The organism is Nocardia sp. NPDC050175 (assembly GCF_044459885.1).
Classification (GTDB): domain Bacteria; phylum Actinomycetota; class Actinomycetes; order Mycobacteriales; family Mycobacteriaceae; genus Nocardia.
In genome coordinates, this window is sequence record NZ_JBITJI010000019.1 from 94,776 (window position 1) to 107,952 (window position 13,177).

Consider the following 13,177-nt stretch of genomic DNA (forward strand, 5'->3'; position numbering starts at 1 on the left):
ATGGCCGCCGACATCTGGAAAGTCGCGGACCTGTTGCGCGGTGACTACAAACGCCACGAATACGGCCAGGTCATCCTGCCGTTTACGCTCATGCGTCGTCTCGACGCGGTGATGGCCCCCACCCGTGACGCCGTCCGCGCGCGTGACAGGGAACTGGACATGCAGAACAAGCAGCGCCCGCTGGAGATCGCTGCCAAACTGCCGTTCTACAACACCTCCGATCAGAACTTCACGACCATCGCCGCGGATGCACCGAGCACCGCGAAGAACCTGCGTGACTACATCAATGGCTTCTCCCCGAGTGTCCGCGAAATCCTGGCCCGCTTCGACTTGGACAACGAGATTACCCGCCTGGCCAGCGCGAAAATCCTATATCAGGTCGTAGGCCGGTTTGCCGCCATGCGAGATCTCGACAAGCTCGATAACCATCAGATGGGCTACGTTTTCGAGCATCTGATCCGGATGTTTGCCGAAGACTCGAACGAGACGGCCGGTGAGCACTTCACCCCTCGCGAAGTCATCAAACTGATGGTCAATCTGCTCATCACTCCAGACAAAGACACCGTCCTTGGCGAAGGCCAGGTCATCAATATCCTCGACCCCGCCTGCGGCACCGGCGGCATGCTCACCGCCGCCGAAGACCACATCAAGTCGATCAACCCCAACGCGACTGTCTACCTGTACGGGCAGGAAATCAACGGTGAGTCGTGGTCGATCTGCCAGTCGGACATGCTCATGCGCCGCCAGCGCGGCCAAATCCACTTCGGCAACACCTTCAGCGACCCCGCATTCGCGGACATGAAGTTCGACTACATGCTGGCCAACCCGCCATTCGGCGTGGAATGGAAAAAAGTCAAGGAAGAGGTCGAAAACGAGGCAGAGCTGGGTCACGCCGGCCGCTTCGGCGCGGGCACGCCGCGCATCAACGACGGTTCGTTCCTATTCCTCCAGCACATGATCTCCAAGATGGAACCCGTTGAAGGCAAGGGCGCCCGCCTGGCGATCGTCTTCAACGGTTCTCCGCTGTTCACCGGGGCCGCCGAGTCCGGCGAGTCCAGGATCCGCCAGTGGATCCTGGAAAACGACTTACTGGAAGGCATTGTCGCGCTGCCGGATCAGTTGTTCTACAACACCGGCATCTCCACCTACTTCTGGATCTTGAGCAACCGCAAGGCCAAAGCTTTGCGTAACAAGGTGATCCTGCTCGATGCCCGCGACCAGTGGGAGAAGGTGCGCAAGTCCTTCGGTGACAAGCGCAAACAGATCAGCGACGACCAGATCAATCACATTACGGAGCTGTATGTCCAAGCGGTCAATATCGCGGCCGATCCTGAGGACCCGGACCACGGAAAGGTGAAGATCTTCGGCACCCGCGACTTCGGCTACCACCGCATCACCGTCGAGCGCCCGCTCAAGCTGCGCTTTGAGATCACCGAGGACACTCTCGCCGCACTGGAAAGCGCAAAGGCGCTGGCCAAGTGGGATGGCCGCGATGCGCTGGTCGAGGCGTTGCGCGGCTCGGTTGGCGCGGTGTGGTGGACGAAGAAGGAAGCCACCAACGCCCTGCACAAGGCGGTAGCTGAAGGAGGTGCGCAGTGGCCGAAGGGTACCTCGCTGCTGAAGGGCCTCTGGTCCGCCGTGTCGGTCTCCGACCCGGAGGGCGAGGTGCAGACGGCAAAGGACGGCAGCGTTCTCCCGGACCCGGATCTGCGCGACTACGAGAACGTCCCGTTGGACGAGGACATCGACACCTACTTTGTCCGCGAGGTCATCCCACACGTTCCCGATGCCTGGATTGACCACGACAAGACCAAGGTTGGATACGAGATCCCGTTCACACGACACTTTTACGTGTACACGCCCCCACGACCACTCGCGGAGATCGACGCGGAACTGCGCGAGCTAGAGGCACAGATACAGAAGCTGCTGGGCGAGGTGACACGATGAAATGGACGGAAGCGCGGCTCAAACATCTATGCGTCGACGCAGGACAGTACGGCCTCAACATCTCAGCACAGGACTACGCGCCTCAGGGGCATCGTCTGATCCGTACCTCAGACATCGATGAGCTCGGGCACCTACGCCCGCGTGACAGTGCTGTTTACGTCGACGTGTCTCTCGACGCGCGCCACGAGATTAGGGACGGAGACCTCTTGCTGTCGCGTAGCGGCACCCTGGGGCGCTCATTGCTTCTAGATGCTTTAGATGAGCCCAGTACTTATGCAGGCTATTTGGTAAGGTTTCGTCCTCGCTCGGATACCGAGCCGCGTTTTATGGCTTATGTGGCGGCATCAAAAACATTTCAAGCATCCATTGAAGCCGATGCCGTCACATCGACGATTCAGAACTTTAATGCCGAGCGTTACGCGAACATCCCGGTGACTCTTCCGTCACTCGACGAGCAGCGCCGCATCGCCGACTTCCTCGACGCCGAAGTGGGGTGTATCGACGAGCTTGTGACGGATCAGCTGAGAGTGCTTCACTTGCTTGAGGAGCGGATCGACAGCAGGATAATGGATATCGTCGGGAAAAGTAAGCTTGCCGATTTTGGCGGCACTCAGTCCCTGCCGCTTCGTCGACTTCTGTTGAAGCTTGACCGCATTACCAAGGCCACCGACGAAGTTATCACTGCTTTTCGGGATGGTCAGGTTACGGCTCGCAGCGTCCGGCGAAGTGAAGGTTATACGCTGACTAAAAGTGCTGAACCTCAAGGTCAAGGCGTAGAAGTAGGTGATGTCGTCGTCCATGGCTTAGATGGGTTTGCGGGTGCGATAGGGGACTCCGAGGCTATTGGTAATTGCAGTCCTGTATATCATGTATGTCAGCCAATTAGCGGCGGCAATGCGCAATTTTACGGTCGACTGCTTCGTGTTCTCGCTATTAATGGCTACCTAGGCTTATTTGCATCAAGTACAAGAGAGCGCGCTGTTGATTTCCGAAATTGGGCGCTCTTTGGAAATATTCCCGTGCCTGTAGTTGACAGTAAGATCCAGCATGAAATCGGTCAACTCGTGGTAAGTGTCAGGCCACTCCGTGAAGAGGTAAGCAGGTTCAATCAACGTCTTGCTGAGCGTCGCCAGGCCTTGATCACCGCTGCCGTCACAGGGCAGATCGATGTTACGACCGCGCGCTTCTCGCCGTCTGGAGCTGAGTTAGCATGACCCCCGGAATTCACACTGAGCTTGCCTTCGAAATCCGTGTCGAAGCCGAGATGGTCGAACTGGGTTGGGATCGTGCTCAAGGCACGTTCAACCTTGAGCTCGGAATCGACACCGGCGAAATGTACCGTTTCATCGGCGCGGCGCAGGCGCGGGCTTGGGAACGTCTAGTCGGCTTCTATGGAGGTGACCCCGACACCGCACAGCGCCAATTCGCACAGCGGGTCGCGGCGGAGATCGACGCGCGCGGTGTGTTGGACGTGCTACGTCAAGGCGTGCGGGACCGTGGGGTGTTGATCAACCTGGCTTACTTCCGGCCCGGACACACCCTGGCCGCCGACGCGCTAGTCGAGTACCGTGCGAACGTGCTGACGGTGGCGCGGCAGCTGCATTACAGCGTGCGTCACCCGCACAAGTCACTGGACATGGCATTGTTCGTCAACGGCTTGCCGGTGGCCACCGTGGAGTTGAAGAATCCGAACACCGGTCAGGACGCCGATGATGCCATCGCGCAGTACCGCAACGATCGAGACCCGCGCGAGTTGTTCTTCGCCAAGCGTGCTCTCGTGCATTTCGCCGTCGATCCGGATCGTGCGTTCGTGGCGACTCAGTTGCGCGGTGCCGAGACGCGATTCCTGCCGTTCAACCTCGGCTCGAAAGGGCCGGGGAAGTCCGGTGAAGCGGGGAACCCGCCTGCTGAGGAAGGCTCGTATTCCGTCGCGTACCTGTGGGAGCAAACTTGGCAGCCCGACAACTGGCTAGAGATTTTGCAGCGGTTCATGCACGTGCAGGCTCCGGACCGCAAGGGCGCCAAGACGAATCCGCACACCGCGCCGCGAATCTTCCCGCGCTACCACCAGTGGGACGCCGTGCAGCGGATGGTCGGGCATGCGCGGGAGAACGGTGCCGGGCACAACTACCTGATCCAGCATTCGGCGGGCTCGGGCAAGTCCAACACGATTGCCTGGCTGGCGCACCGGCTGTCGAATCTGTTCGATATCGACAACCAGCCGGTGTTCCACAAGACCATTGTGATCACCGACCGCACAGTGCTGGACCGACAGTTGCAGAAGACGATCTATCAATTCGACCACACCCCGGGTGTGGTGAAGCGGATCGACGAGGATTCGACTCAGCTGGCCGCGGCACTGGATGATTCCACATCGAAGATTGTGATCAGCACGCTTCAGATGTATCCGTTCGTCCTGAAGAAGGTCGCGGACATGGGCTTGACGGGCAAGCGGTACGCGGTGGTGATTGATGAGGCGCATTCCTCGCAGGGCGGAGAGTCGGCGGTCCAGCTCAAGCAGGCATTGGGGTCCAACGCGGAGCCGCGTGCCGAGGACGAGGATGACGCGGAGTATTGGACGCGTGTGCGCGGCAAGCAGCCGAACTTGTCGTATTTCGCGTTCACGGCCACACCGAAGTCGGCGACACTCAAGCTATTCGGTGAGTTCGAGCCGGAGAAGATCAATCCGCGCACCGGCGAGCGGGGCATGTATGTGCCGTTCCATGTGTATTCGATGCGGCAGGCCATCGATGAGGGCTACATCCTCGATGTGCTGGCCAACTACATCACCTACGACACCAAGTGGCGGCTGCGGAACGCAGCAGTCGATCAGCAGGAGTCGGACCTGGCCAATCCGCGGGTGGATGCGCGTAAGACCAAGGCGAAGTTGGTTCGCTATGCCGTGCTGGACGTGAGGCCCTTGGAGATGAAGGCAAAGGTGATCGTCGATGACTTCCGGGAAAACATCGCGCCGCGGTTGGGTGGACGGGCCAAGGCCATGGTTGTCACCAGTAGTCGTGAACACGCGTTGGGGCTGTATCAGGCGATCCGGGCCTATGTGAGGCTGCGCGGTTATACCGACTGCGGGACGCTGGTGGCGTTTTCCGGGAAGCTCGAGGACAAGTCAACCCGGAAGCCTGGGGCGGACTCTGGCGGGGTGGAAGTTACCGAGTCCCTGCTCAATAACATCCCAGAATCTCGGTTGGCGGACCGCTTCGGGTACGTCAAGGCCGACGATCCACAGGCGGTCGACCGGGACCAGGAGGAATTCCGGATTCTGGTTGCGGCGGAGAAGTATCAGACCGGGTTCGACCAGCCGCTGCTGTGTGGGATGTACGTCGACAAGACACTGACCGGTGTCGCGGCCGTGCAGACGTTGTCGCGTCTCAACCGGATTCATCCGCTGAAGTCGCAGGACGACGTGCACATCCTGGATTTCGTCAACAAGGCGGGCGACATCCAGGAGGCGTTCAAGGACTGGTTCGAAACCACGATCACCGAGCCGAGCGACCCGAACCTGCTCTACTCCAAAGCACGTGAAGTGATGGATTACGAGTTGCTGGTCGCCTCGGAGATGGAGGCGTTCATCAGGGTGCTAGGCGCGGCCGGACCGGACCGGATGCCGGATTCGGCCGAGAAGAAGTTGCACAGCGAGCTGCACAACTACCTGACGCCGACGCTCGAACGTTTCAATGCGCTCGAGACCGAAGACGAGCAGGAAGGTTTCCGCAAGACGCTCACCCAGTACGTACGTGCCTACAGCCTGATCGCGCAGATAGTCGATTGGGGCGATCCAGACCTCGAACGGCTCTATCAGTTCGGTCGAATCCTGCTGATCCGCTTGCCGGATCGGCCCTCGACCTCGGTTGATGTCGGGGACGCCGACCTGAGTCACTTCCGGTTGGAGTTCACCGGCAAACACAACGTGTCGCTGTCGGCGGTAGGGGAGCGCGACGTGCGGGGACACGCCGCCGACGGCGGCGGGTACAAAGAGCCGGAATTGGTACCGCTGGTGGAGATCATCTCCGAACTCAACGACCGGTTCGGTCTCGAACTTGGCACTGCGGATGAGATTCTGGTCTTCCAGCAAGTCGTCGGCCTGGTCGAGGACACGGGGATGCAGCAGATCGCCCTGATGAACGACGAGGCGAGATTCGGCCAAGTCGCCGACGACCGGCTCGACGACATCGTCGCCGAGAACGCCGAACGCAACACCGATTTCATGAAGCTGTACTTCGATAACACCGAGTTCCAAAAGGCGATCAAGGAGGTGGCGCGCAAACGTGCCTACCGAATCATCACGGCACCGGTCCGTGACGAGGCCCTGGCGCTGTTGCGCGCAGAGATGAAGCGGGAGACAGTAGATCGCGGACTCGAGTACGACCGTTTCAGCGATTGAGACGAAATTTGGGTAGGGGAGCGTGGCCGACTACGAAGAACCGCTGACCGGCAAACGGCTGATCGCGGGACGGTACCGAGTGGACGGGTCCCTCGGCCGGGGCGGCATGAGCGAGGTCTTCTACGGCTACGACGAGCGCTTGGACCGCCAGGTAGCGATCAAGGAGCTGAAGCCTGCCGGACCTGTCCTCGAGCCGGACAGTCCGGAGGCGGTGGAAATTCTCGATGCCCGGGACCGGGACCGCAAGCGGTTTCTGCGCGAGATCCGCACCACCGCGCGGCTCGAGCATCCAGGCATCCCGGCGGTCTATGACACCGGCATGGACATCGGGCCGGGCGGAGAGCCGCAGTTGTGGCTGGTGATACAGCTCCTGCGTGGTTCGACTCTGGAAACCGTTCTGGACCACATGGCATACAACACCGCACCACCGAGCCCGGCGTGGGCTGCCGCGATCGCGGCGCAGGTCGCGGCGGTGTTGGTCGACGTGCACAGAGTCGACATCGTCCATCGAGACATCAAGCCGGCCAACCTGATGCTTATCGACAGTGGTGTGGTGAAGGTGCTCGATTTCGGGATTGCGATCCTGCGCGGCGCGGGCGAGCTGCCGCGGTTGACACAGGTCGACAAGACCGTTGGGACGCCGGACTACATGTCACCGGAACAATGGCTGGGGGAGGTGGTCACTCCGGCGTCGGATATCTATTCGCTCGGCTGCTTGTTGTTCGAGATGCTCACCGGGGACGTGCCGTTCCACGGCACGAAAAGCATGACGCTGCGCACTCACCACCGCCAGTCTCCGCCGCCGTCATCACGGGCACGGCGGGCCGATGTTCCGGCGAGTGTCGACCAACTTGTTACAGCGATGATGGCCAAGGATCCGGCAGTCCGTCCAACGGCTGAAGCGGTGTACGAGTTGCTCATGCCGCTGACGCGGGAGTCCGGCGGGGTCGGTGGCGACAATGAAATCCGTGATCCGACGCGGCCGTTCAGGCAGCCACTGCTAGCACCTCCGCCCACGAGGGACATGCGACCTGGCACAGGCAGTCCGCTGACCGAAGCGGAGTCCGAACAGGTCAGAAAGAACGTCGAGGCGCTGTTGGACAACGATCGGCCGTCCGAGGCGATCAGGTTGTTGGAGGATGCCTGTGGGCGTGCCGAGCACGACCCCTTTATCAAGCTGAGGCTGAGACATTACCTGGCAGCCGCGCTGTTCAGTAACGAGGAGTACACCCGGGCTGCTTCATTGTTCGAGGCGGTCGGTAGGGAGTACGCCAGGTACTTGCCGGCGGACGACGAGTATGTGCTCGACTGCAGATACCACGCCGGTCATGCCTACGCTGCAATCGGCAAGCCCAATAAAGCGCTGCCACAGCTACGGTTCTACGTCCTCAACGCGCACGCGGAGATCGAGGACGAGGCTGAAAGAATTCTCGGCTCCCGGTACGTTATAGCCCAGATGCTCGGAGCCGTAGGGTATTACGACGAGGCCATCGCCGAATTGAACAGCATCCGGGTAGAGCTTGTAGCTACTTATGGCTGCAGTTCGACCCACGTTCGCAACCTCGACAAACAAATCCACCGGCTGGAGGATCAGGGGCCGTAGTCTCGACGGCGAGCCGATTCTTGCGCGCAGCGGCGTAGTTCCGGTCCAGGCTCAACGTGGACACCGCGAGTACGGGCTGTTGGCCGGGAAGCAGCAGCTCGTCACGGCCTACACCAGTCAAGGCCACTTCTTGAGCGTCGAAGTGGACGTCGACAATCAACCGGTACTGGGCAGTGTTCGCGACATCAAGACGGCCCGGGAAACCTGCGAGCTTCCATCGGCTCAATCGTGCCTGCTCCGGCCCGATACCGCGCCCATCTTCGTCTGCAGTCTTTACGCGATGTCAATCCCGTTGTGCTGTAAGTCCGCCGACGGGTAGCGCTGCCAGTCACAGTCCACGCTGCCCGGCGACTTCGCCCCTGGCACTCATCTGGGCAAACGGAGCTGCTCGAACAGGTCTATGGCCTACAACTCTGACCGTGGGGGATTCTTCGTAGTGTGGTCGGTCCGATCCGTGCCCCGTTTTATAGTTGGAGTCGATCGGCGGGTAGGGCTAGAGGGGAGTCGCGGTGGCCGATGAGCTACAGGTCCGGGTCGACCAGCTTCGTGCGGCGTCGCGGTTCGCCGCAGACAAGGCCCAGATGATCCGACAGCAGCTCAAGTATCTTGACGACACGATCGGCAAGGAGTTGCTGGCTGATGGTTGGCGAGGTGCAGCGGCATCGGCTTATGACGAGTCCTGGGTGGAATGGAAGCACGGGGCCGATCAGATCGTCGCCGCGTTGGAGACCTCGGCGGGAAACCTCGCTGATGCCGCCAACCGCTACGAGCTCCGCGATGCCGCCAATGCCGACGGGATCACCCAGCTCGGAAACCAGGTGTAAACCATGGCCGACGACTACAGCTACCGGGTAAATCTCACCCAGCTCGATGACGCGATCGTGACGATGGCGCAATTCGGTGCCGATGTCGAGGGCTGGTTGCGCGAAGTGGATCAGCACATCGCCGAGCTGCATTTGTCGTGGTCGAGCCAAGCAGCCACGGCGCAGCGCGCCGCGCACGATCGGTGGATGGCCGGGGCCGACGAGATGCGCGAGAACCTCGACGAGCTGCGTGCAGTGGCGCGCCGGGCGCACACGAGTTACAGCGGAGCCGCGGAAACGAACTACGGGATGTGGCCGCAGTGACGGCTCCCACCGTCCCGGTCATCGTCCACCGCGCCGGAGAATACCATTCCGCGGGCGAGGTTTTCGGCCAGATGTCGGATGATGTGGTAACCACGCACGCCGCGTTGATCGCGGTGTTGACCGCCTACAAGGGCATGGCCGGTAGTGACAGTGTCGGTGGCCGGTGGGCCAGCGCCTACGACGAAGCCGCGCAGCTGGCCATCTCCTCATCATCCAAGCTGGCGACCGCGTGTGGCCAGACGCGGGACCTGATTGTTGTTGGAGCACACAACCACCAGGTCGCCGAGGCTAGTTCCAACAAACGTGACCCGGTCCCACCCGCAGCGCCGCAGCTGTCGATGGCGCCGTGTCTGGCTGAGGGCGCGCCGTCGGCGGCGGGGGATGGAATCCCTGAGCCGTTCGGGTGGTCGTTGCTCAAGGATGTCGTTGGGCTCGGTTGGCCAAACGGGCATCAGGACCAGCTCGACGCCGCCAAGACTGCGTGGCATACCGCTTCGGCCGACTACCGCACGGCGGCGGGACAGGTGCCCCGGGCTGTCGAGCTGCTCAACAACCAGCAGTCCGCGGAGATCGAGATTGCCGTCGGTACCTGCCAGGAACGTCAAAACGACCTGAACGCTTTGGCTGATGCCTGCCAAATCCTCGGGGATTCCTGCGGTGAGTACGCCCACCACCTCGATGAGGCGCACAGCAAGATTCTCGATGAGGTCAAAGATTTCTTGATCGAAACTGCCGCCGCCGAGGCAGCTTTCGCGATCCTGGCGCCCTTCACCGCCACGGCGTCGGAGTGGATCGGCAACACCGCGCTGGCCGGGCGCATCGCAGTCAGGGCTCGGCGCATCACCACGATCATCGGCGAACTCGGCACCAGAGTCGCCGAAATCGTTACCCGCGCAATCAAACCGGTGAGCGCGGCACTCAAACCTGTGCTGGACAAGGTCAGCAAATGGGTCGACGTCGCTAAAGCGAAACTGTGGACACGAGAGGCCCGCGGAGCGACCCCAGGAAAAGCGACGCCCGATGAGTGGTTCAGCGGCGGGCGGCGACGTCCAGCCAACATCTACGATGACCCCGCCCAGACCAAGTGGGCACGGGATGCCTATGACAGCTTCACCCAGGACCCGCGCGATATCGCCTCGATCAGTCGCAATACCGACGATCTCGTTCGAGCCAACGGAGCCTCAGGGTTCTCCGAGGCCGAGATCGCCGCGATCAAGAAACACTTGTTCGAGACCGAACACCCGATCCTGGACTACGACACCGGCCAAGTCGTAGCCCGCAAGTTCGACCCGGACGCCGACATCGCCGATGCATGGATCAGGCTGCGCTCCGGCAACGCCCTGCCGGAGGATCATGTATTGCTCGAGCACGAGCTGGCCGAGTTGAATCATCTACGGTCCAACCCCGGAGTCACCTATCAGGATGCACACCAGGTGGCCAACGAGTCCTTCAACTGGCAAAACCAGGTACCGGTGAACAAGCGCGAAGACTTCGAAAGTGGATGGTGAACATGGCAGCAATCGTGTACTTCGCCAAGCAATCAGAGGACCCGCAGGTCATCGTGTACAAATTCGGTGACGACCCAGCTGGCCTGGCCCGGACACTGACCATGGACAAGGCTTCGCGCACCTCGCAGCCAGGCGACGGCGAAGCCGACTACACCTTCCTCAAAGCATCCCGGAAGATCAACGCCGTCTACAGCGAGTCCAACACCTGGCCCGAACGCGGAATGAGCGTGAGCTGAGCTGCCATTCATGACACCGCACATTCCCAGGAGTCGGATCGTCCATGACCGACATTGAGCAGTGGGAGCAGCAGCTCCACCAGCAACTCGCCGAAATCCATAGCCACAGTGGCCGGTTGACACAGAAGGCTGCCGAGCTCCGTGGCCACGGTGAAGTCCGCGGCGTCCTCGTCGAAGTCGACACCGCCGGCGAGATCACCAGTCTGCAGATCGCACCGGCCGCTATGAAATGGACTCACTCCCAACTCACCAGCGCCGTACTCGACTGCCACCGCAGAGCTCGCGCCGATGTGAAGTCAAAGGTCGAACGACTGCTCCGGAAAGCCGACCCCCGCATCCGTGAACAAGCCAAGCTACTCGTCGCCGACTCGTCGCCGGTCGCTGACCGACCACGCCAGCCCGTGGACGAGGCCACGATCCTGGAAGCAGACGACGCCTACTACGAACACCGAAATCGGCACGGCGGCTGGACAGCTCGATAACCAAGAAGTGATCGCGGTATTGCGACGCCACGATTCCGCCGGATGCCCTCCTCCGCGCGCTCGTCGATCACGCCACCGTGCCAGATCCGGTATTCAAGATCTGGCCCCACTTTCCGTGACGGACGCGTCGCTCACGCTGCGAACAGGGATTGATGATTGATCGTGTTGCCGGAGCACATCGCCTCGCTGCTGTCTCCGTTGCGACCCCGGGTGATCAGGACGGCTGGTGGTGCCGGGGCTGAGTCGCACCGGAACCGACAGGGGCCCAGCGCGATGGAATGCAACAGCCGGTGTGTTGATGACCCGTTCTGTTGTTGTGAGGCCCGAGAATATGTTGCCAGCTCGCTGTCGTCAGGAGCACATGCGGAGAGAGCAGAGCTGTGGAAGCTGCTGTCGGTTTCCGGTTGTGGGCAATAATTTCGATCACTGTGGGACGCGCGCTGATCTCGAATTGCTGTCGGTGCCGACCAGACGGGCGTCGCCGTGCTCTGCGTTGGCGGCCACCAGCGGTCGCCGAACGCACAGTTCTTGTGAATACCGGTTGTCGGACTGGAGGTGACAGTTAGATGCCTACTCCTCGTCCTCGTCCGCGTAAGGACGGGACTGTGGCTTGGCAGGTTCCGTTTTACGTCTATGTCGGTGGGCGTAGGCGCCAGAGATCGCAGACTTTTGATGACCACGACGAGGCATGCCGGTGGGCTGTGCTGCTCGAGCATGTCGGTGTTGAGCAAGCGTTGAGGGTTCTTGGTGCTCAGCGCGGTGATGGTCCCGAGCACGTCACGTTGTCGCAGTGGCTACGCCACTACACCGACCGCCTCACAGGGATCCAGGAGGATGTCCGGCGCCAGTACCACCGCTACATCCGCAACGACATCGATGAGTTCATGGGGTTTCTCCCCATTCAGGCGATCACGCAGGACACCGATGCCGCATGGGTGGTGTATCTGGAGCAGGACAAGGGCAACGCGCCCAAGACGATTCAGAACAAGCATGGGTTCCTGTGCGCGGGGATGCGGGCGGCGATGCACCAGCGTCCGACACCACTGATCCCCTTCAACCCTTGCGCGGGAACCCGATTACCGCGCTGGGACGCACCGGAGATGGATATTTTCGACAACGATGAGTGGGAGTTGTTCGAGCAGCTGCTGGCACCGCGATGGCGCTCGCAGGCAGAGTTCGGGTTGGTGTCGATGGCGCGTCCGGGTGAGGTCGGGGCTTTGCTGGTGCGTGATGTAAATCGCCGGACCGGTGCGGTGCGGATCAACAAGGCGTGGAAGGCTGCAGGGAGCAAACTGAAGCTGGGCAAACCGAAGAGCAAGCGCGGTGTTCGAACCGTGAATGTGCCGCTGGAAACTTTGGACCGGTTGGATTTGTCACGCCCCGGCGATGAGTTGCTGTTCCACACGGTGCTCGGCACACCGATCACCGCGGCCATCCTTCACAAGGATGCGTGGCAGCCCGCGCTGCGGCGACTGGAGGCTCTGACCCGCGGTGACTTCTCCCCGTTCACGCGCAGGGCGCACTGGCAGGGTGCGGATCCGGAGCACCTGTTAGAGCGGTTCGCGCTCGCGGTTGAGGAGTTGCGGGTGAAGAGGCTGACGCCCTATACGTTGCGGCACACCGGTATTTCGTGGAAGTTGCAGGACGGAGTGCCGATCTTCGTGGTGTCGCGCGACGCGGGCCATGAATCGGTGACTACCACCGATCGCCGCTACGGTCACAACGATCGTGCCGCGAGTGAGTCTGCGGCACAGGTGATCGCGAGCAGACTGCCACGGGTGCGCGCTGAGATGCGCACGCAGACAGCGGATGATCTGCCTGACCTCGCTGAGACCCGTTCTGCCTGATCAGAATTCATTCCGTGAGAGGGATGAA

The 13,177-nt window shown here is 61.2% G+C and carries 10 protein-coding genes; all 10 read left to right on the forward strand.

The genetic code is table 11. The features are described 5' to 3' along the window. The 10 genes from ACIBK2_RS41925 (at position 1) to ACIBK2_RS41970 (ending at position 13,149) form a co-directional block, all read left to right on the forward strand. Positions 1-1,947 carry an N-6 DNA methylase gene (locus ACIBK2_RS41925; RefSeq protein WP_396976113.1) on the forward strand — a complete coding sequence of 649 codons (1,947 nt, stop codon included), beginning with the start codon at positions 1-3 and terminating at the stop codon, positions 1,945-1,947. Continuing rightward, entirely contained in the window at positions 1,944-3,161 is a 1,218-nt protein-coding gene (locus ACIBK2_RS41930) for a restriction endonuclease subunit S (RefSeq protein ID WP_396976115.1), read from the forward strand. The genes ACIBK2_RS41925 and ACIBK2_RS41930 overlap by 4 nt, the downstream gene beginning before the upstream one ends. Continuing rightward, a complete protein-coding gene (locus ACIBK2_RS41935; RefSeq protein ID WP_396976117.1) occupies positions 3,158-6,346 on the forward strand; it encodes a type I restriction endonuclease subunit R in 3,189 nt (1,062 codons plus the stop codon). The genes ACIBK2_RS41930 and ACIBK2_RS41935 overlap by 4 nt, the downstream gene beginning before the upstream one ends. Before the next feature lie 22 nt (positions 6,347-6,368). Beyond that, on the forward strand, positions 6,369-7,949 hold the full coding sequence (locus ACIBK2_RS41940) for a protein kinase (RefSeq protein WP_396976119.1): 1,581 nt from the start codon (positions 6,369-6,371) through the stop codon (positions 7,947-7,949). 509 nt (positions 7,950-8,458) lie between these two features. Next, complete coding sequence (locus ACIBK2_RS41945) at positions 8,459-8,773, forward strand: WXG100 family type VII secretion target (protein WP_396976121.1); 315 nt, start codon at positions 8,459-8,461, stop codon at positions 8,771-8,773. 3 nt (positions 8,774-8,776) lie between these two features. Further along, a complete protein-coding gene (locus tag ACIBK2_RS41950; RefSeq protein ID WP_396976123.1) occupies positions 8,777-9,076 on the forward strand; it encodes a WXG100 family type VII secretion target in 300 nt (99 codons plus the stop codon). A 113-nt stretch (positions 9,077-9,189) separates the two neighbouring features. Next, the gene (locus ACIBK2_RS41955) at positions 9,190-10,584 is read left to right on the forward strand and encodes a hypothetical protein (RefSeq protein WP_396976249.1); all 1,395 of its coding nucleotides are present in this window, start codon (positions 9,190-9,192) and stop codon (positions 10,582-10,584) included. A 2-nt stretch (positions 10,585-10,586) separates the two neighbouring features. Then, the gene (locus ACIBK2_RS41960) at positions 10,587-10,820 is read left to right on the forward strand and encodes a hypothetical protein (protein ID WP_396976125.1); all 234 of its coding nucleotides are present in this window, start codon (positions 10,587-10,589) and stop codon (positions 10,818-10,820) included. A 44-nt stretch (positions 10,821-10,864) separates the two neighbouring features. Then, positions 10,865-11,302: a hypothetical protein gene (locus tag ACIBK2_RS41965; protein ID WP_396976127.1), complete on the forward strand. Its 438-nt coding sequence runs from the start codon at positions 10,865-10,867 to the stop codon at positions 11,300-11,302. A 701-nt stretch (positions 11,303-12,003) separates the two neighbouring features. Then, complete coding sequence (locus ACIBK2_RS41970) at positions 12,004-13,149, forward strand: tyrosine-type recombinase/integrase (RefSeq protein ID WP_396976129.1); 1,146 nt, start codon at positions 12,004-12,006, stop codon at positions 13,147-13,149. Positions 13,150-13,177 lie beyond the last annotated feature (28 nt).